The organism is Methylobacterium sp. WSM2598, from assembly GCF_000379105.1.
GTDB lineage: Bacteria > Pseudomonadota > Alphaproteobacteria > Rhizobiales > Beijerinckiaceae > Methylobacterium.
This window is the reverse complement of sequence record NZ_KB900609.1, coordinates 98292-117038: the sequence shown is the minus strand read 5'-3', so window position 1 is coordinate 117038 and position 18747 is coordinate 98292. Positions and strand designations below refer to the sequence as shown.

Genomic DNA, 18747 nt, shown 5'->3' with positions numbered 1-18747 from the left:
AATCAGCCATCTCCCGCCCCGGCCAAGCCGTGCAGACGGCCTAGTTCGCCCTGGCTATGCCGCGCCCCCATCGCCCGGGCCGCGCCCGGTCGGCGCGCGGAGGCCCTGCGGAACGTCCTGGTGGCGGGTGCCGTCCTGGTCGGCCCGAGCGGCCCCGCACTCGGCCAGAGCGTCGTCGCGGCGACCATCCGGAACGCCACCCCGGTCCCGGTCGCGCTGTCGGCGCCCGCCGGCTGCCTGGGCACGCCCCCCGCCCCGGCGCTCGCCGCCGGCGGCAGCGCGGCGGCCGCCATCGTCAGCCCCCACGCCACCGCGAATGGCTGCTCAGTGCGCGCCGCGCGGCCGGACACGATGCGCTCCTGCACCTGGATCCTCTCGCGCCTGCGGGGCTCCCCGGCCGGCCCCTGGGCCTATCCGGCGGTGCGGACGACGCCGAGCGGGTCGGGCGTCACCTGCCTGTCCGCCATCGGCGCGGTCGGGCCGAACGGCGACTGGTCGGTCGCGCTGACGATCGCCCCGTAGCGGCGGCGGCAGGGTCCCGCTTGCGCCTCAGGCCACCGGGGCGCTCTCGCCCTCGGTGTATTCCCGCCACAGCAGCACCAGGGCGGCCATGATGGCCGGGCCGAGGAACAGGCCGAGGAGGCCGAAGGTCTCGACCCCGCCCAGGATGCCGAGCAGCACCCAGAGGAAGGGCAGGCGCGTCGCGCCGCCGATCAGGGCCGGGCGCACGAAGTGGTCGGCCACGAAGGTGACGACGAAGCCCGCGACCACCACGACCGCCGCGGCGACCAGGCTGCCCTGGGCGGCCGCGAGCGCGGCCGCGAGCGCGAACACCACCGGCGCCGCGAAGGGGATCATGGCCGCGAGCGCGGTGAAGGCCCCGAGCAGCACCGGGTGCGGCACCCCCGCGAAGGCGTAGACGATCCCGAGCAGGACGCCCTCCCCCAGGCCGACCAGCACGAGGCCGTCCACGGTGCCGTGGACCGAGGCGGCCATCTGGTGCGCCACGCGCTCGCCGCGCGGCCCGAACAGGCGGCGGCAGGCGGCGAGGGCCTGGCCGGCCAGGGCCGGCCCGTCGCGGAAGAGGAAGAACAAGGTCAGCAGCGTGAAGCCGAACAGCATCGCCCGATGCACGATCTGGCCCCCGAAGCTGCGCCCGACGCCGAGCAGCGAGGAGCGGTCGAGGCGGTGCAGGAGTTCGGAGGAGCCCGCCGGGTGGCTGAGCGTGTCCTGCCACCAGGACGCGACCTGCGACGCCCCGAAGGGCAGGCGCGCGACGAAATCCGGCACCGGCCAGCCCTGCTCCTCGATCTGGCGCCAGAAGTGGAGGACGTCGCGGGCCTCGCGCGCCGCCTGCACGGCCAGGACCGCGAGCGGCACCAGGACCACCAGGGCGGCCCCGAGGGTGAACAGGGCCGGCCACAGGACCGCCCCGCCGGCCCGGTGCCGCCCGGCGATCCGGGCGTAGAGCGGCCACAGGGCGATGGCGAGGATCACCGCCCAGACGAGGGCCGGCAGGAACTCGTGCAGGGTCCACAGGCCGACCGCCGCGAGGCCTAGCACCAGGGCGACCCGGGCCGCCGCGTGGAAGGAGTCCGGCTCCCGGCGCCTGCCCGGCAGCGTGACGTGCTCCATGATCCTCTCCCCTCCATGGGTCCTCCCCTCCATGCCGCGTCTCCCGCCCGGGCGAGCCCCCGCGGCGCGCGGCCCGGAACCTGCCCACACCGCGCGAGGGGCGAAGCGGCCTGCGGCGAAGCCGAGGCCCCGTCCCGCGGTTGCCCGCCGGGGCCCCCTCGTGTATGCGGGCCGCTCGACCGGGGCGGCGGCGCATCCGCACCGCCGGCCCGGCCCGCCCGATCGGCGGAGTATAACCAGACAGCTCGAGGCCGACGTCAGCGCGGTCCGTGACCGGGGGCTCGGGCGGAGGCCCATGCGTCGCGGGGTCGAGCCAGACCTCATCACGAAAGCGGCTGCACGCCCATGTCCGACACCTTCGACCGCGTTGCCGACATCATCGCCGAGACGGCCGACATCCCGCGCGACTCGATCACGCCGGAGAGCCACGCGATCGACGATCTCGGCATCGACAGCCTCGCCTTCCTGGACATCGCCTTCGCGATCGACAAGGCCTTCGGCATCAAGCTCCCCCTCGAACAATGGACCCAGGAGGTCAACGAGGGCAAGGTTCCGGCCGAGCAGTACTTCGTGCTCAAGAACCTCTGCGCGCGCATCGACGGCCTGGTGGCCGAGAAGGCCGCCAAGGTCTGACGCGACGGTCTGACGCGACTCCGGGGCCCCGCGCGCATGCGGCTCGAATATTTCGAGATGATCGATCGGGTGGTCGCCCTCGACCGGCAGGCAGGCCGGATCGAGGCGCTCGCCCGCGTGCCGCAGGAGAGCCCGGTCTTCGAGGGGCACTTCCCCGGCCACCCGCTGGTGCCGGGCGTGCTGCTGACCGAGACCATGGCGCAGGCCTCCGGCTACCTCCTCCTCGCCCGCTCGGATTTCACCCACATGCCGTTCCTGATGGGCGTCGACAAGGCGCGCTTCCGCGCCTTCGTCGGGCCGGGCGCCGACCTCGCCGTCGAGGCGAGCCTGGAGCATGACGGCTCGGGCTACGCGGTGACGAAGGCGGCGATCCGCGCCGAGGGCAAGCCCCTCTGCAATGCGGAGCTGCGCTTCCGGACGATGCCCTTCCCGGCCGGGCTCGACGGCCCGATGCGGGCGCGCGCCCGCGCCATCGGCCTCCTCGACGGGGCCGGCGCGTGAGCCCCCGCGACGTCGTCGTCACGGGCCTCGGGCTCGTCTCCTGCGCGGGCGAGGGCGTGGCCGCCCACCTGGCGGCCCTCGCCGCAGGCGCGCGCCCGCGCACCGACGCGGAGACCTTCGCGCCCTGGCCGGTCCACCCGGTCGCGCCCCTCGCCCTCGACGGGCAGATCCCCAAGAAGGCCGACCAGCGGCAGATGGAGCCCTGGCAGCGGCTCGGCGTCTACGCGGCCGGGCTCGCGCTCGACGCGGCCGGCCTCAAGGGCGACGCGGCGCGCAAGGGCGCGCTCCACCTCATCGTGGCGGCGGGCGGCGGCGAGCGCGACTACGCGGCGGACGGGCAGATCCTCACCGGGCTGCGCGACGCCGCCGATCCGGGCGCCTACCTCAACGAGCGGCTGCAGAACGACCTGCGCCCGACCCTCTTCCTCGCGCAGCTCTCCAACCTGCTCGCCGGCAACATCGCCATCGTGCACGGGGTGACGGGCGCCTCGCGCACCTTCATGGGCGAGGAATCGAGCGGCGTCGACGCGCTGCGGATCGCCGGCGCGCGCATCGCGGCCGGGCAGGTCGACAGCGTGCTGGTCGGCGGCTCCTATAACGCGGAGCGCGCCGACGTGCTCCTGGTCCACGAGATGGGCGGCTACCTCTACCGGCCGGACTACGCCCCGGTCTTCCGGCGCGAGGGGCGCGGCGGCTTCATCCTGGGCAGCGGCGCCGCTTTCCTGGTGCTGGAGGCCGCCGAGACCGCGGCGGCCCGCGGGGCGGCCCCGCTCGCGCGCCTCGCGGCGGTGGCGAGCGACCGCACGCGGCGCGCACCCGGCAGCGTCGCCGCCAGCCTCACGGCGCTCTGGCGCGAGGCGGGGCTCGAGGCGCCGGACGCGGTGATCTCCGGCGCCACCGGCTGCGCCGGCATCACGCGGGAGGAGGCGGAGCGCCTCGCCGACCTCGCGCCCGGCGCGCGGGTGAGCGCCCTCGGCGACCTCACCGGCCACACGCTCGAGGCGACGGCCCCCTTCGGGGCGGCCCTGGCGGCCGCCCTGGTGGCGCGGGGAGCGGCCCGCGAGGTCGCCGTGACGGCGGTCGGGCACCGCCGCGGCGAGGGCGTCCTGCGCATCCTGCCCGCCCGGGAGGCCGGCCGATGAGTGCCTATCGCGACGCCAAGGGACGCCCGCTCGTCGCCGTCACCGGCCTCGGCGTGGTGACCTCGCTCGGCCGGGGGGTGGCGGATAACTGGGCCGCCCTCACCGCCGGGCGCTCGGGCATCCACGCCATCACGCGGTTCCCGACCGACGGGCTGCGCACCCGCATCGCCGGCACGGTCGATTTCCTGGCTGCCGAGCCGATGGTGGCGCCGGTCCTGTCGGAGGCCCTCGCCGCCGCCGCCGCCGAGGAGGCGGTGGCCGAGGCGGGCCTGCCGGGCGATTTCCCGGGGGCGCTCTTCATCGCCGTCCCGCCCGTCGAGATGGAATGGCCGCAGCGCCAGGCTCTCGCGGCGCAGGCGACGGGCGAGGTCACCTACGCCGACCTGCTGCGGGCGGCGGCCACCCGCCGCTTCGACGACTGGCACGACCTCTTCATCTTCGGCACCGTGGCCGACCGCATCGCCGACCGCTTCGGCACCCGGGGCTCGCCGATCTCCCTCTCGACCGCCTGCTCGTCCGGGGCGACCGCGATCCAGCTCGGCGTCGAGGCAATCCGCCGCGGCGAGATGCGGGCGGCGCTCTGCATCGGCACCGACGGGTCGGTGAACCCGGAATCGCTGATCCGCTTCTCGCTGCTCTCCGCGCTCTCGACCCAGAACGACCCGCCCGAGGCGGCCGCCAAGCCCTTCGCCAAGAACCGGGACGGCTTCGTGATGGGCGAGGGTGCCGCCGCCCTGGTGCTGGAGGAGGCCGAGGCCGCCGCCGCCCGCGGGGCGCGCATCCTCGGCTACGTCCTCGGCTGCGGCGAGAAGGGCGACGGCTTCCACCGCACCCGCTCCAGCCCCGACGGCGCCCCGATCATCGCGGCGATCCGCGAGGCGATCGCCGATGCCGGGCTGGACCCGGACCGGATCGACACCGTGAACGCCCACGGCACCGGCACGCCCGAGAACGACAAGATGGAGGCGCTGGGCTGCCTCGCGGTGATGGGCGAGCGGATGCGCTCGGTCCCGATCTCCTCGAACAAATCGATGATCGGCCACACGCTGACGGCGGCGGGCGCCGTCGAGGCGGTGGTCTCGCTCCTCACCCTCCGGCACGGCCGCGTGCCGCCGACCCTGAACTACGCGCTGCCCGACCCGGCGATCCCCCTCGACGTGGTGACGCGGGCCCGCGACCTGCCGGTGCGCACCGTCCTGTCGAACTCCTTCGGCTTCGGCGGGCAGAATACCTGCCTGGTCTTCGGGGCGGAGCCGGCGTGACCGCCTCCCCCGCGCGCGGCGGGCGCGTCCTCGTCACGGGCGGGGCCCGGGGCCTCGGCGCCGCGGTCGTGCGGGCGCTCGCCGCCTCCGGCCACGACGTCGACTTCACCTTCCGCGGCTCGGCCGAGGCCGCGGCGGCGCTGGCGGCGGAGCTCGCGGCGGCGCATCCGGACCGGGCCGTGCGGGCGCTCCCCCTCGACCTCGCCGACCGGGCGCGCCTCGACGCCTTCGCGGAGGCGGCGGCGGAGACCGGCTATCACGGGCTCGTGCACAATGCGGGCCAGTCCTCCGACGCGCTCGCGGCCATGCTCGACCAGGACCGGGCCGAGGCGGCGATGCAGGTGAACTTCTGGTCGCTCACCCGCCTCGCCAAGGCGCTGGTGCGGCCGATGACCCGGGCGAAGTCCGGCCGCATCGTGGCGATCGGCTCGGTGGCGGCCCTGCGCGGCAATCCGGGCAACGCCGCCTACGCGGCGAGCAAGGGCGCCCTCATCAGCTACTGCCGCACCCTGGCCCTCGAATGCGCCCGGCGCGGCGTCACCGTGAACGTGGTGGCGCCGGGCTTCGTCGACACCGCCATGATGGCGCCCTACGCGGCCCACCGCGCCGCCATGGAGAAGCAGATCCCGGCGGGGCGCTTCGCCGCGCCCGAGGACGTGGCCGGGCTCGTCGCCTTCCTGATGGGGCCGCAAGCCGCCTACATCACCGGGGCGGTGCTCCCGGTCGATGGCGGGCTCACCGCCATGATGGGCGTGCACCGGGGCTGAGCGCGCTCTTGAAACCGCCGCATTGTCTGCGCCCAACATCGTCACCGAAGCGGGTTGCGCCGATGACGGCGCGCAATCAGGGACCTCGCGCGATGCGCCGCATCCGCCTGGCGGCGGCCGCTCTCGTCCTCGCGACCGGAGCGGCCCTCGCCCAATCCGAGACGTTCCGGGTCGACGACGTGCCCCCGGGCGATTCCCTCAGCATCCGCGAGGCGCCCGACGCCACCGCGCCGGCTGTCGGCCGCGCCCCCTGGGACGCGCGCCTGCGCGGCTTCGGCTGCACCACCGACACGCCGAGCGGGCGCACGTGGTGCCGGGTCAAGTACGGCCGCATCGTCGGCTGGGCCCGACGCAAGTTCCTGGCGCCGGAGTGAGGATGGCCTCGCGCGCCGCGTTGCGGGATCCTGCGGCCGATGGCCATGACGTCTCCCGACACCCCGCGGCGCGGCTCCCCGGCGCCGCCGCGCCGCCCGCACCGGACTCCATCCCGGGCCCAGCGCCCGGCCTCGCCCCCACCCCGAGCAGAACCATGCAAGCCCTTCAGATCTTCGGCGAACGCGACCTGCGCCTGACGCAGGTCGACGCGCCGCCCCCGCCCGGCCCGGGCGAGGTCGAGGTGCGGATCCGCGCGGTCGGCCTCAACTTCATCGACGTCTGGGGCTTCCGCGGCATGGCCTTCGCCAAGCGGCGGCTCCCGCTCACCGTGGGGGCGGAGGCCGCGGGCGAGGTCGCGGCGGTCGGCGAGGGCGTGGCGGGGCTGAGGGCCGGCGACCCGGTCGCCCTCTACGGCGCCCTCACCTGCGGGCATTGCCGCGCCTGCCGGGAGGGCCGGGACAACCTCTGCGAGGAGGTCGGCGGGGTGATGGGCTTCCACATCGACGGCTTCGCGCGCGAGCGCGTGGTGATGCCGGCCCGGCTCGTCGTGCCGGTCCCGGCGGGGGTCGGCCTCGTCGAGGCGGCCTGCGCGCCGATCGCCTTCGGCACCGTGCAGCACATGCTGTTCGACAATGCCCGCCTGGAGCCTGGCGAGTCGATCCTGGTCCATGCGGGCGGCTCGGGCATCGGCACCGCGGCGATCAAGATGGCGAAGGCGATCGGCTGCACGGTCTTCACCACGGTGGGCGACGACGCCAAGGGCGAGAAGGCCAGGGCGCTGGGGGCCGACCACGTCATCAATTACCGCCGCGAGCGCTTCGAGGGCGAGGTGCGGCGGCTGACCAGGCGCAAGGGCGTCGACGTGGTCTTCGAGCATGTCGGGGCCGAGACCTGGAACGGCTCGCTGCTCTGCCTGAAGCGCGGCGGGCGGCTGGTGACCTGCGGCTCGACCTCGGGCGTCTCCGCCACCATGAACCTGATGCAGCTCTTCCAGCAGCAGTACCGGATCACCGGCTCGTTCGGCTGCCGCCTCGCCAACATCGCGGAGGCGCTGGCCAAGATGGCGGCCGGCCTGACCCCGGTCGTCGACACGGTGCTGCCCCTGGCGCGGTTCGAGGAGGGGCTCGCCCGGCTCGAATCCCGCCAGGTTTTCGGCAAGATCATCGCCACCCTGTGAGGCCCGGGGCGCGTCTTCCGCGCGCCCGACCCGCCCCTCTCTGAGCCCGTGCGGCGGACAGGCACCGGCCGGTCCCGCCGCCCCGACCTGCGAGTTCCCCCGTGCTGCGCCTGAAGTTGAGGCTGTACCGCACCGCCTCCCGCCTCGCCGAATGGCCGATGATCGCGCTGGTGCGCCTGCTCTTCGGCATCGCGAGCCTGCTCGGGCCGCGGCGGGCGGGCGGCTTCGGGGCCTGGCTCGGCCGGACGCTCGGGCCGCGCCTGCCCGCGCACCGCACCGCCCTCGACAACCTGCGCCAGGCCTTTCCGGAGCGCAGCGAGGCGGAGATCGCCGCCCTCGCCCGCGGGGCCTGGGAGAATCTCGGCCGCACCGGCGCCGAGTACGCCCATCTCGGCGAGATCTTCGATTACGACCCGCAGGCCCCGGCTCCCGGCCGGATCGAGGTCGAGGGCATCGAGCACTTCTTCGCGCTGCGCGACGACGGCCGGCCGGGCCTGATCTTCTCCGCGCACCTCGGCAACTGGGAATTGCCGGCGATCTGCGCGGCGCGCTTCGGCCTGGAGGCGAGCGCGGTCTTCCGCCCGCCCAACAACCCGGCGGCCAAGCGCCTCGTCGCCGAGGTGCGCCGGGCCACGATGGGCGGCCTCACCGCGGCGGGCCCGGGCGCCGCCTTCGCCATGCAGGGCGTGGTCGAGCGCGGCGGCCATCTCGGGATGCTGGTCGACCAGCACTTCACCCGCGGGGTGGTGGTCGAGTTCTTCGGCCGGCCGGTCCTGGTCAACCCGCTCCTGGCCAAGCTCGCGCGCCACTACGAGTGCCCGGTCCACGGCGTGCGGGTGATCCGCCTCGGCGCGGACCGCTTCCGGCTCGAACTCACCCCGGCCCTCGACCTGCCCCGCGACGCCGCCGGGGCGGTGGACGTCCGCGGCGCCATGCAGGCGATGACGCGGGTGATCGAGGGATGGGTGCGCGAGCATCCCGACCAGTGGATGTGGATGCACCGGCGCTGGCGGCCCGCGATGCTGCCGCGCACGGAGCAGCCGGGCGTGTCCTCGGCCCCGGCTCAAGCTAACGTGACTTCCGTCGGGCCGATCACGGGGGCTTGATGATCGCATGACGCGCGCGGCGGTTCTCCGATGGCTTCTCCCGGCGCTGCTCCTCACCGGGGCGCCGCCGGCCGGCGCGGGCGAGGAGCCGCGGGCGGTGATCGAACTCTTCACCAGCCAGGGCTGCTCGGCCTGCCCGCCCGCCGACCGCATCATCGGGGACCTGTCGCGGGACCCGAGCGTCATCGCCCTGAGCCTGCCCGTCACCTACTGGGACTATCTCGGCTGGAAGGACACCCTCGCCCACGCGGCCTTCACGGAGCGCCAGCGCGCCTATGCGGGGGTGCGCGGCGACCGGCAGGTCTACACGCCGCAGGCCGTGATCAACGGCGCCTCGGCGGTGGTCGGCTCCGACCGCAGCGCCCTCGAGCACACCATCCGCGATCCCGGGACGGCCGTGAGCCTGCCGGTGCCGATCCGCTCCGTGGTCGAGGACGACCGCATCCGGATCGAGGTCGGGGCGGCGCCGGATGCCGGCCGCACCGCCGAATTGTGGCTGCTGCCGGTGTCCCGCTCGCGGGAGGTCGCCATCGCGCGCGGCGAGAACCGGGGCAAGACCGTCACCTACCGCAACGTGGTGCGCGGCATGCACCATGTCGGCCACTGGACCGGCGCGCCCGCCCGCTACGAGGTGCCGCGCGGCCTGCTCCAGGCCTCGGGCGACGCGGATTCCTACGTGCTGGTGCTGCAGGCCGAGTATGGCGGGCCGGGGCGGATTCTGGGAGCCGCCAAGGGCCCGGGCCTGTGAGCGGGCCGGCCGCGCCGCTCGCCGCCCGAGGATCCCGGGCCGGCCCGTCCCTTCCGCCGGCGCATGCGACGTCGCCCGGCTCCGGTGAGGGCGGCGCGCAGCGCATGACCCGGTCGTTGCCGCGCAATCGTTAGGACCCTACTTATCAGCCTCCGCAACGGTCGCCCGGGCCGTCGCAGCGAGGTGCCATGCGCCGGATGCTCCTCCAGACCCTGACCCTCGGCCTCGTGCGGGCCGGCCGCGCCTGGCGGCGCGCCGCCGACGAGGTCGTCACCGCCTTCGGCCTCACCGAGGCCACCGCCCTGCCGCTCCTGATGGTCGGGCGCCTCGGCGGCGAGCCGCGCCAATCGGCCCTGGCCGAGGCGCTCGGTGTCGAGGGACCGACGCTCGTGCGCCTGCTCGATCAGGTCGAGGAGGCGGGCCTGGTGACCCGGCGGGAGGACCCGACCGACCGGCGCGCCAAGGTGATCAGCCTCACCGAGGAGGGCCGGGCCCGGGTCGGCGCGATCGAGGCGGAGTTCGACCGCCTGCGCGGGCGCCTCTTCGCCGAGGTGCCGGACGAGGACCTGCGCGCGACCCTGCGGGTGCTGAGCGCCCTGCGCGAGGGCGCCGGCGAGCGGCTCGGCCCGGCGATCCTGCCCGCCGCGAGGGCCGCCTCATGACCCTGCCCGGCTGGCGCGCGTGGCTCTTCGCGGGCAAGACCGCGGGCGCCGCCCTGCTCGCGCTCTGGATCGCCCTCTGGGTCGACCTGCCCCGCCCCTACTGGGCGATGGCGACGGTGTTCATCACGGCCCAGGCGCTGTCGGGGGCGACCCGCTCGAAGGCCCTCTACCGGGTCGGCGGCACCCTGATCGGCGTGGCGGCGGCGGTCGCCCTGGTGCCGAACCTCGTCGACGCCCCGGAACTCCTCACCGCCGCCCTCGCCCTCTGGACCGCCGGCTGCCTCTACCTGTCGCTCCTCGACCGGACGCCGCGCAGCTACCTGTTCATGCTCGCCGGCTACACGGCGGCCCTGATCGGCTTCCCGGCGGTGACCGACCCGGGCTCGATCTTCGACACCGCGGTGGCGCGGGCCGAGGAGATCACCCTCGGCATCCTCTGCGCCGCCCTGGTGTCGAGCCTCGTTGTCCCGCAATCGGTCGCGCCGGTGGTGGCGCAGCGCATCGCGGCCTGGCTCGGCGAGGCCGGGCGCTGGACCGCCGAGGTGCTCTCGGGCGCCGCCGAGGACCCGCAGGTGCGCGCCCGGCGCCTGCGCCTCGCGGCCGACGCGGGCGAGATCGACGTGCTCGCCTCCCACCTCGCCTACGACACCTCGCGGCAGGCCGCCGCCGCCCCCTGGGTGGCGACGCTGCGGGCGCGCATGCTCCTGCTCCTGCCGGTGCTCTCCTCCCTGGCCGACCGGATCGCGGCCTTGCGGGCCGTCTCGGGCCTGACCGCGGACCTGCGCGACCTGATGGCGGCGCTCGACGCGTGGTCCGAGGCCGGGGCACCGGCCGAGGGCATGGCCGCGCTGACCGCCCGGATCGAGGCCGCCGAGCGCGGGCTGCCGGCCGATCCCGACTGGACGCTGCTGGTGCGGGCGAGCCTGCTCGACCGGCTGCGCGAGCTCGTCGCCCTGTCGCGGGATTGCCGCACCCTCGAGGGGCACATCGCGCGCGGCGGCGGCCCGCTCGCCGCGCCCCTCGCCTACGGGGGCGAGTTCGCGGCCCGCCCGCCCCGCCACCGCGACCACGGCATGGCGCTGCGCTCGGTCCTCGGCCTGCTGGTCTCGGCGGCACTCTGCGTCGGCCTGTGGATCGCCACGGCGTGGCCGGACGGCGCCACCGCCGCCATGATGGGCTTCGTCCTCTGCTGCCTGTTCGCCGCGCAGGACGACCCCACCCCCTCGATCCTCGGCTTCGCGCAATGGTCGGCCGTGGGCGCGGTCGCGGCGGGCCTGCTGCTGTTCGGGGTTCTGCCTCGGGTCCACGACTTCGTCATGCTGACGCTCGCCGTCGGTCCCCCGCTCCTCCTGTGCGGCCTGCTGATGGCGCATCCGCGCACCGCCGCGGCCGGGATCGCCCTCGGGGTCAACGGCAACGCGCTCCTCGCCATCCAGGACAGGTACGATGCGGAATTCGCCGCCTTCGTGAATTCCAGCGTGGCGCTGATCGCCGGGATCTGGATCGCCGCCCTCGTCACCGGCCTGACCCGGTCGATCGGCGCCGAGCAGGGAGGGTGGCGCCTGCTGCGGGCGAGCCGCCGGGACCTCGCCCGGGCCGCCGCGCGGCGCGGGCGCGGCGACCGGGTCGCCTTCGCGGCCCTGATGCTCGACCGCCTCGGGCTGCTGGTGCCGCGCATCGCCGCCGCGGCGCCGGACAGCGCGCTGCGCCGGGTCGACACCCTGGCGGAACTGCGCGTCGGGATGGTGCTGGTCTTCCTGCGGCGCGCCCGCCACGGGCTCCCGGCCGACCACGTCGCCGCCCTCGACCGGGTGCTCGACGGCGTCGCCCGCCACTATCGCGGCGGCCCGGACACGGCCGATCCGATGCTCCTCGTGGAGATCGACGCGGCCCTGCAGCGGATCGGGGCCGATCCCGGGCCGGAGGGGCGGCGCGACGCCCTGCTCGGCCTCGCGGGCCTGCGGCGCGCCCTGTTCCCCGACGCGGCGCCCTATGGGCCGCCCCGCCGTCGCCTCTCCCTCCCGGAGGCCGCCTGATGCCCGATCTCGACCTCTACGGCGTCTTCCTGCCGGCGCTCCTGGTCCAGGCCGTGATCGCCTTCGCGCTCAGCCTGGTCCTGCGCCGCCTCATCGCCCGGGCCGGGCTCTACCGCCTCGTCTGGCACCGCCCCCTCTTCGACGCCGCCCTCACGGTGACCTGCCTGGGCGCCGTGGTCGCCCTCGCCCCGCGCTTCGCCTGAGTCCCGCCGAGTCCCGCCGAGTCCCGCCGAGTCCCGCCGAGTCCCGCCATGACCCGCTTCCTCGCCTTCCTCGGCCGCTTCGCCGTCACGGGCCTCCTGGTCCTGGTCGCGCTGGTGGTCGGCGCCGCCCTCTGGGACTATTACCTGGAGGCCCCCTGGACCCGCGACGGGCGCGTGCGCGCCGAGGTGGTCGGCGTCGCCCCGGACGTGTCCGGGCTGGTCCGCGACGTCGACGTGAAGGACAACCAGGAGGTGAAGCGCGGCGACCTCCTGTTCCGCATCGACCCGGAGCGCTTCACCCTGGCCCTGCGCCAGGCCGAGGCGGTGGTGGCGGGGCGCAAGGCGACGCTGACCCAGGCCGAGGCCGACCTCGCCCGCTACCAGCAGCTCAGCGACAACGTCGTGTCGCAGCAGCGGCTCGAACAGGCGCTCGCCACCGAGCAGGGTGCCCGCGCGGCCTACGACCAGGCGGTGGCGGACCGCGACCTCGCCAAGCTCAACCTCGCCCGCTCCGAGGTGCGCGCCTCGGTCAACGGCCGCATCTCGAACCTCGAACTGCGCCCCGGCAGCTACGTGGCCACCGGCAAGGCCGTGCTGGCGCTCGTCGACCGCGACACGCTCCACGTGGAGGGCTACTTCGAGGAGACGAAGCTCGACCGCATCCGGGTCGGCGACCCGGTGAGCATCCACCTGATGGGCGGCGGCCGCGACCTGGCCGGGCGCGTCGAGAGCGTGGCGGCCGGCATCGAGGATCGGGAGCGCAGCGCCGGGGCCAACCTCCTCGCCAACGTGAACCCGACCTTCGCCTGGGTGCGGCTTGCCCAGCGCGTGCCGGTGCGGGTCACCCTCGACCCGTCCCCGGCGCTGGCGCAGCTGACCGTCGGGCGGACCGCGACCGTGGTGGTGCGGGGCCGCGGCGAGGGCGAGCCGCGCCCCCTCGACGGGCTCTGGCAGCGCTGGCAGGCCCTCCGGAGCACGCTCGCCACCAGCCGCAAGGGTTGACGGGCGAGAAGGGTTGACGGGTTAGGCCTTCTCGCATAGGCGGCATCTCAACCCAAAAGGGGGGGTGCGGCCGCGCGTCGCCCCCTCGGGACAACGGTCCGGGAGGGACGCCCCATGCCTCACGACGCGCCGCAGGCGGCGTCCGACGCGCTCGGCGCGCGCGCGCTCGACCGCATCACCCGCCGACTGATGCCGCTCCTCGGCCTGATGTACCTCATCGCGTATATCGACCGGCAGAACGTCTCCTACGCCAAGCTGCAGATGGTGGGCGATCTCGGCCTCAGCGAGGCCGCCTACGGGCTCGGGGCGTCGCTGTTCTTCATCGCCTACTTCCTGTTCGAGGTGCCCTCCAACGTGATCCTGGAGCGCGTCGGGGCGCGGCTCTGGTTCACCCGCATCATGGCGACCTGGGGCCTGATCACGGTGCTGCTCGGCTTCACCCAGGGCACGGCGATGTTCTACGTGCTGCGCTTCCTGCTCGGCGTGGCGGAGGCGGGATTCTTCCCCGGCGTGCTCTTCGCCCTGACGCTGTGGTTCCCGCAGAGCCACCGCGGCCGGATGGTCGGCTGGTTCATGATCGCGAGTGCGGTGGCCAACATGATCGGCGCGGCGATCGGCGGCGCGCTCCTCGACCTCGACGGCCTGCTCGGCCTGCGCGGCTGGCAATGGGTCTTCGTGGCGACCGGGGTCCCGGCCCTGCTGCTCGCCGTGGTGGTGTTCTTCATCCTGCCGGAGGGGCCGGAGCGGGCGCGCTGGCTGCCGGCCGAGGAGAAGAGGTGGCTGGCGGACGCCCTCGCCCGCGAGGCCGCCGCGACGGCCCATACCGACCATTCCAACCCGTTCCGGATCCTGCTCGACCGCCGGGTGATGATCCTCGCGCTCCTCTACGTGGCCTTCCCGCTCGCGGCCTACGGCCTGAGCTACTGGCTGCCGACCGTCGTGAAGGGCTTCGGCGTCTCCAACACCGTGAACGGCCTCCTCAACGTGATCCCCTGGGCGGTGGTCGGGCTCGCGCTCTGGTGGGTGCCGCGCCACGCGGCGCGGACCGGCGAGACGACCTGGCACATCGCGGGCCCCGCCCTGGTCGGGGCGCTCGCCCTGACGCTCAGCGTGGTGGTGCCGGGCTCGGCCCTGAAATTCGTCTGCCTGTGCGTGGCGGCGGCCGGGATCTTCTCGGGCCAGCCGGTCTTCTGGTCGCTGCCGCCGACCTTCCTGCGCGGCGCCACCGCGGCGGCCGGGATCGCGGCGATCAACTCGGTCGGCAATCTCGGCGGCTTCATCGCCCAGAACGCCGTGCCGTGGATCCGCGACCGCAGCGGCAGCGACCTCACCCCGATGCTGTTCCTGGCCGCCTGCCTGCTCGTCGGGGTCGCGATGGTCTTCGTCGCGCAGGCGATCCTGCGCCGCCCGGCCCCCGAGGCGGCGCCCGCCGCGACCCTGGCGCGCCGCTAGGGCGGCGCCCCATTATCCCTTTTCGGACGCGAACCGGCCCGCGAAGGGATGATCCCTGTTTTCGCAATCGCTTGCATGCGGCATCGATGATGCGCTCGGCCGCCCGGTCCCCGACATGGACGGGCGACCGGACGGCGAAACGGGCATGCGCGGTGTCATCGCGTGGAGCGGCGAGCAGGCTCGCCAACGCGCGGATGCCGAGCAGGTCTTCTGAGGATCGCGCCCCGCTCAAGCGCGCCCGCGATGCAGCCCAGGCGCGCCTGATCGCGCATTTCCTGGCGACGCGCCTGCCGGGCCCGCGCTTCGACGACCCGGCCCTCGGCGCGATGGCGCGCGCGATGCGGGACCATGCAGGGCGGATCCTCGCGGAACCGGAGCCCGAGGGCCCGGGACGTCTCGATCCCGACGGGTGATCCGGGCTCCGCTTGATCGCAGCGGATCCCGTATCCCAATCCCGCGCGGCGCCTGAGCGGCGACGACATCCGCCATCCCGAAGGGACCAAGCGGATGTGGCATGACCCCGCCCCTCGCGCGCTCACGGCCCGGCGGCTCGCCACGCCCAGGTGCCGAGAACCAGCACCACCACCAGCCCCCAGAGCAGCCCGAGCGCCGTCCGATAGAGCGCGAGCGCCCGTTCGATGTCGTCGGCGCCGGCCTCCGCCCGGCCGTCGCCCATCCAGTGATCCTCGACCCGCACCGCGCCGTAGACCCGCGGCCCGGCGAGCGCGAGGCCCAGCGCCCCGGCCATCGCGGCCTCCGGCCAGCCGGCATTGGGCGAGCGGTGTCGCCGCGCGTCCCGGCGCACGGCCCGCAGCGCCCCCCCGGCCGAGCAATCCGTCCGCAGGGCCGCGGCGGCCACGATGAGCGCCGCGGTGAGGCGGGAGGCCGGCAGGTTGACGAGGTCGTCGAGCCGCGCCGCGGCCCAGCCGAAGGCCCGGTGCCGCGCCGTGCGGTGGCCGATCATGCTGTCGGCGGTGTTGACCGCCTTGTAGAGCGCCCCGCCCGCGAGCCCGCCGACCCCGGTCCAGAGGGCGGGCGCGACGATCCCGTCGGAGAAATTCTCCGCCAGGCTCTCGATCGCCGCCCGGCACACCGCCGCCGCGTCGAGGCTCTCGGGGTCGCGCCCGACGATCATCGCGACCGCCCGGCGACCGCCCGGCAGCCCTTCCCGGCGCAGGCCCTCGGCGACGCGGGCGACGTGCTGGTCGAGGCTGCGCTGCGCCGGCAGGCTCGCCGCCAGGAGGCCGCAGGCCAGGAGTCCCGCCCAGCGCCCCGCCCCCGCGGCGGCCAGGGCCAGCGCGAGCGCGGCCGCGCCGGTCGCCGCGAGCACGAGGGCGAGGGCCAGGATCCCGGCCGCCCGCCGCAGGGCCGGCGGATCCTCCTCCCGGTTCAGCCCCCGGTCGAGGGCCGCGATCAGGGCCCCGATCCAGGTGACAGGATGGCCGAGGGCCCGGTAGAGGCGGTCGGGATAGCCGAGGGCCGCCTCCGCCGCGAGGGCGAGGGCGAGCACGAGGAGGCTGTCGGGCGGATGGAGCGTGGCGGGCATGGGGGCTTTCGCGGGGATCCGGCACGGGGGCGACCTCGGCGAGGCGCGGCGGCTCTTCCCCGACGCGCCCCAGCCGTGGTTCGACCTCTCGACCGGGATCAACCCGGTCCCCTATCCGTGCCCGCCCCTCGACGCCAGCCTCCTCACCCGCCTGCCCGCCCCGGCGGACCTCGCCGCCCTCGACGCGGCCGCCGCCGCCGCCTACGGGGCGGACCCGGCCGAGATCGTGGCGGCGCCCGGCACCCAGGCGCTGATCGCGTGGCTGCCGCACCTGCGCCCGGCCGGCCGGGTGGCGGTGGTCGGGCCGACCTACGCCGAGCACGCGGCGGCGTGGCGGCGGGCGGGCCACGCCGTCGCGACCGTGCCGGATCTTCCCGCGGCGGCCGACCACGACGTCGCCGTCGTGGTCAATCCCAACAACCCCGACGGGCGGGTGACGGGGCGCCCGGCCCTCGCGGCCGCGGCCGCCCACCTCGGCGCCCGGGGCGGCCTCCTCGTGGTCGACGAGGCCTTCGCCGACCTGGAGCCGGTCGAGAGCCTCTGCGGCGGCGTGCCGGAGGGCGCCGTGGTGCTGCGCTCCTTCGGCAAGACCTACGGGCTCGCGGGGCTGCGCCTCGGCTTCGCAGTGGCCCCCGCCCCGTTCGCCGCGAGGCTGCGGGCGGCGCTCGGGCCCTGGGCGGTGTCGGGGCCCGCCCTCGCGGCCGGGATCGCCGCCCTGTCCGACCGGCGCTGGCGCGAGGAGGCCGCCGCGGCCCGGCGGGCGGATGCGGCGCGGCTCGACCGGCTGCTCGCGCGCGCGGGCGGGCGACTCGTCGGCGGCACCGCCCTGTTCCGCACGGCGGATTTCCCGGACGCGCCGGCCCTGTTCGACCGGCTCGGCCGGGCGGGGCTGTTCGTGCGCCGCTTCGAGGAGCAGCCGTGCCGGCTGCGCTTCGGCCTTCCCGCCGCGCCGGATGCCTGGGAGCGGCTCGAAGGCGCGCTGGCGTGACACGCCGGACACGCGGGCGCCATCAAAAAGGCCGAAAAAACCGGGATCCCGACCTCGGCCGACAGGGCCGGCCTCGCCCCGCGTCCGGTCCCGGACGCACCTCGTTGACCCCCGCCAGGGTTGGGCCGCATAAGGCCGGCTTGGCCGCACGAGCGGGTCCGGGACGGCGAGGATCGGCCGGGCGAGCGGAAGCGGGGACCAGACGGGATGAGCGTGGACGAGGTCAAGCGGCGCGACAGGCTCGGCGGCGTCATCGCATTCGCGCGGCGCTCGCTGCCCGAACTGCGCCGGGACGCCGAGACGATCCTGCCGGTCGACGCGCCGCGCTCGCGCCGCGCGCTGCAGCTCCTCAACCCGCTGCGCTGGACCCGGCTCACCCGGCCGGAGGTCGACCCGCGCCCCCGCCGCATCGGCGCCGGCCTCGTGCGCAACTTCGTGATCTTCGTCGTCGCGCCGACCTTCGTGTCCGGAATCTACCTGTTCCTGCTCGCCTCCGACCAGTACGTGGTCGAGAGCCGCTTCGCCGTGCGCGGCGAGACCCTGCCGCTCGGCGAGGTCAGGATCGGCGAGTTCTCCGGGCTCATCCAGAAGAACAACAACCAGGACACCTATATCGTCGCGGAGTACATCCGCAGCACGCCGATGCTGGAGAGCGCCCAGCAGGCCCTCGACGTGCGCGCCATGTTCACCCGCCGCGAGGCCGATTTCTGGGCGCGCTACTCCGGCAAGACGCCGATCGAGGAGCTGCTGAAGTACTGGCGCAAGCACGTCCAAACCAGCATCGACCTGGTCTCGGGCATCATCACCCTGAAGGTCGCGGCCTTCACGCCCGAGGACGGCGTGCGGATCGCGCAGCACATCGTCGGCCGGGCCGAGGCCCTGATCAATGGGATCTCGGAGCGCGCGCAGGAGGACATGCTGCGCCACAGCCGCGAGGAGGTGCAGAAGGCGAGCGACCGGCTCACCCAGGCCTACGTCGCCCTGCGGGAATTCCGCAACCGCTGGGGCATTATCGACCCGATCAAGTCGGCCGAGGCGACCTACACCACGATGATCGAACTCCGGAAGGAGAAGATCAAGCTCGAGAACGACCTCCAGGTCTTGCGGTCCTCCTCCCTCGACGAGAAATCCCGCTCGATCCAGGCGATCGTCGCGAACATCGCGGCCCTCGACCAGCAATTGAAGCACCTGCAGGAGAGCCTGACCAGCGACGCGATGGCGGGGGACGCGCCGAACGCCGCCCGGGCCCTGCTCGAATACGAGCGCCTGGTGATCGAGCGGACCGTGGCCGAGCGCCTGCACGAATCGGCGGTCGGCATGCTGGAGCGCGCCCGCATCGCGGCGGGCAAGCAGTCGGTCTACCTCGCGACCTTCGTGCCGCCGGCGCAGCCCCAGTACGCGACCCTGCCGGAGCGGCCCGAGACGCTGTTCGTCATCTTCTTCTGCCTCCTCGTCGCCTGGGGGAGCGCGACCCTGCTGATCGAGGGTGTGAAGGACCACAACATCTGAGGC

The 18747-nt window shown here is 75.0% G+C and carries 20 protein-coding genes; 18 read left to right on the top strand and 2 right to left on the bottom strand.

Features of this window, described 5'->3' with window-relative positions; translation table 11 throughout:
* The first annotated feature begins 120 nt into the window (after positions 1-120).
* On the top strand, positions 121-522 hold the full coding sequence (locus tag MET2598_RS0100600; protein ID WP_018259520.1) for a hypothetical protein: 402 nt from the start codon (positions 121-123) through the stop codon (positions 520-522).
* A 27-nt stretch (positions 523-549) separates the two neighbouring features.
* On the opposite strand, the gene MET2598_RS0100595 is transcribed toward MET2598_RS0100600, so the two are convergent.
* Positions 550-1635: an AI-2E family transporter gene (locus MET2598_RS0100595; protein WP_018259519.1), complete on the bottom strand. Its 1086-nt coding sequence runs from the start codon at positions 1633-1635 to the stop codon at positions 550-552.
* Positions 1636-1980: 345 nt separating this feature from the next.
* Here MET2598_RS0100595 and MET2598_RS0100590 point away from each other — a divergent pair, with 345 nt between their 5' ends.
* From MET2598_RS0100590 to MET2598_RS0100520, 15 genes are all read left to right on the top strand, one after another.
* Positions 1981-2268, top strand: coding sequence for an acyl carrier protein (locus MET2598_RS0100590; protein WP_012334570.1), 288 nt, complete (start codon positions 1981-1983; stop codon positions 2266-2268).
* A gap of 36 nt (positions 2269-2304) precedes the next feature.
* Positions 2305-2769 (top strand): 3-hydroxyacyl-ACP dehydratase FabZ family protein, encoded by a 465-nt coding sequence (locus tag MET2598_RS0100585; protein WP_012334571.1) that lies wholly within the window; start codon positions 2305-2307, stop codon positions 2767-2769.
* Positions 2766-3911: a beta-ketoacyl-ACP synthase gene (locus MET2598_RS0100580; RefSeq protein ID WP_018259518.1), complete on the top strand. Its 1146-nt coding sequence runs from the start codon at positions 2766-2768 to the stop codon at positions 3909-3911. The genes MET2598_RS0100585 and MET2598_RS0100580 overlap by 4 nt, the downstream gene beginning before the upstream one ends.
* A complete protein-coding gene (locus MET2598_RS0100575) occupies positions 3908-5173 on the top strand; it encodes a beta-ketoacyl-ACP synthase (protein ID WP_018259517.1) in 1266 nt (421 codons plus the stop codon). Before MET2598_RS0100580 ends, MET2598_RS0100575 begins: the two co-directional genes overlap by 4 nt.
* Complete coding sequence (locus tag MET2598_RS0100570) at positions 5170-5940, top strand: SDR family oxidoreductase (RefSeq protein WP_018259516.1); 771 nt, start codon at positions 5170-5172, stop codon at positions 5938-5940. The genes MET2598_RS0100575 and MET2598_RS0100570 overlap by 4 nt, the downstream gene beginning before the upstream one ends.
* 92 nt (positions 5941-6032) lie before the next feature.
* Positions 6033-6314, top strand: a complete 282-nt coding sequence (locus tag MET2598_RS0100565; protein ID WP_018259515.1) for an SH3 domain-containing protein — start codon at positions 6033-6035, stop codon at positions 6312-6314.
* Between the two features lie 155 nt (positions 6315-6469).
* On the top strand, positions 6470-7492 hold the full coding sequence (locus MET2598_RS0100560; protein WP_012334576.1) for a zinc-binding dehydrogenase: 1023 nt from the start codon (positions 6470-6472) through the stop codon (positions 7490-7492).
* A gap of 101 nt (positions 7493-7593) precedes the next feature.
* Entirely contained in the window at positions 7594-8598 is a 1005-nt protein-coding gene (locus tag MET2598_RS0100555; RefSeq protein WP_012334577.1) for a lipid A biosynthesis lauroyl acyltransferase, read from the top strand.
* Between the two features lie 7 nt (positions 8599-8605).
* Positions 8606-9346 carry a DUF1223 domain-containing protein gene (locus tag MET2598_RS0100550; RefSeq protein WP_012334578.1) on the top strand — a complete coding sequence of 247 codons (741 nt, stop codon included), beginning with the start codon at positions 8606-8608 and terminating at the stop codon, positions 9344-9346.
* Between the two features lie 188 nt (positions 9347-9534).
* The gene (locus MET2598_RS0100545) at positions 9535-10008 is read left to right on the top strand and encodes a MarR family winged helix-turn-helix transcriptional regulator (RefSeq protein WP_012334579.1); all 474 of its coding nucleotides are present in this window, start codon (positions 9535-9537) and stop codon (positions 10006-10008) included.
* Positions 10005-12044 carry an FUSC family protein gene (locus MET2598_RS0100540; protein ID WP_018259514.1) on the top strand — a complete coding sequence of 680 codons (2040 nt, stop codon included), beginning with the start codon at positions 10005-10007 and terminating at the stop codon, positions 12042-12044. Before MET2598_RS0100545 ends, MET2598_RS0100540 begins: the two co-directional genes overlap by 4 nt.
* Entirely contained in the window at positions 12044-12247 is a 204-nt protein-coding gene (locus MET2598_RS0100535; protein WP_018259513.1) for a DUF1656 domain-containing protein, read from the top strand. The genes MET2598_RS0100540 and MET2598_RS0100535 overlap by 1 nt, the downstream gene beginning before the upstream one ends.
* Before the next feature lie 48 nt (positions 12248-12295).
* Positions 12296-13249, top strand: a complete 954-nt coding sequence (locus MET2598_RS0100530) for an efflux RND transporter periplasmic adaptor subunit (RefSeq protein WP_012334582.1) — start codon at positions 12296-12298, stop codon at positions 13247-13249.
* 114 nt (positions 13250-13363) lie between these two features.
* Positions 13364-14701, top strand: coding sequence for an MFS transporter (locus MET2598_RS0100525; RefSeq protein WP_018259512.1), 1338 nt, complete (start codon positions 13364-13366; stop codon positions 14699-14701).
* 194 nt (positions 14702-14895) lie between these two features.
* Positions 14896-15114, top strand: coding sequence for a hypothetical protein (locus MET2598_RS0100520; RefSeq protein ID WP_018259511.1), 219 nt, complete (start codon positions 14896-14898; stop codon positions 15112-15114).
* A gap of 122 nt (positions 15115-15236) precedes the next feature.
* Here MET2598_RS0100520 and cbiB read toward each other — a convergent pair whose 3' ends face one another.
* Positions 15237-16247 (bottom strand): adenosylcobinamide-phosphate synthase CbiB, encoded by a 1011-nt coding sequence (cbiB, locus tag MET2598_RS0100515; RefSeq protein ID WP_018259510.1) that lies wholly within the window; start codon positions 16245-16247, stop codon positions 15237-15239.
* Between cbiB and cobD the strand changes: the two genes are divergently transcribed.
* Together cobD and MET2598_RS0100505 are read left to right on the top strand one after the other, a co-directional pair.
* Positions 16246-17235 carry a threonine-phosphate decarboxylase CobD gene (gene cobD, locus MET2598_RS0100510; RefSeq protein WP_012334586.1) on the top strand — a complete coding sequence of 330 codons (990 nt, stop codon included), beginning with the start codon at positions 16246-16248 and terminating at the stop codon, positions 17233-17235. The two genes, cbiB and cobD, sit on opposite strands and share 2 nt — an antisense overlap.
* A gap of 207 nt (positions 17236-17442) precedes the next feature.
* Positions 17443-18744 carry a capsule polysaccharide transporter gene (locus MET2598_RS0100505; protein ID WP_012334587.1) on the top strand — a complete coding sequence of 434 codons (1302 nt, stop codon included), beginning with the start codon at positions 17443-17445 and terminating at the stop codon, positions 18742-18744.
* Positions 18745-18747: the final 3 nt, after the last annotated feature.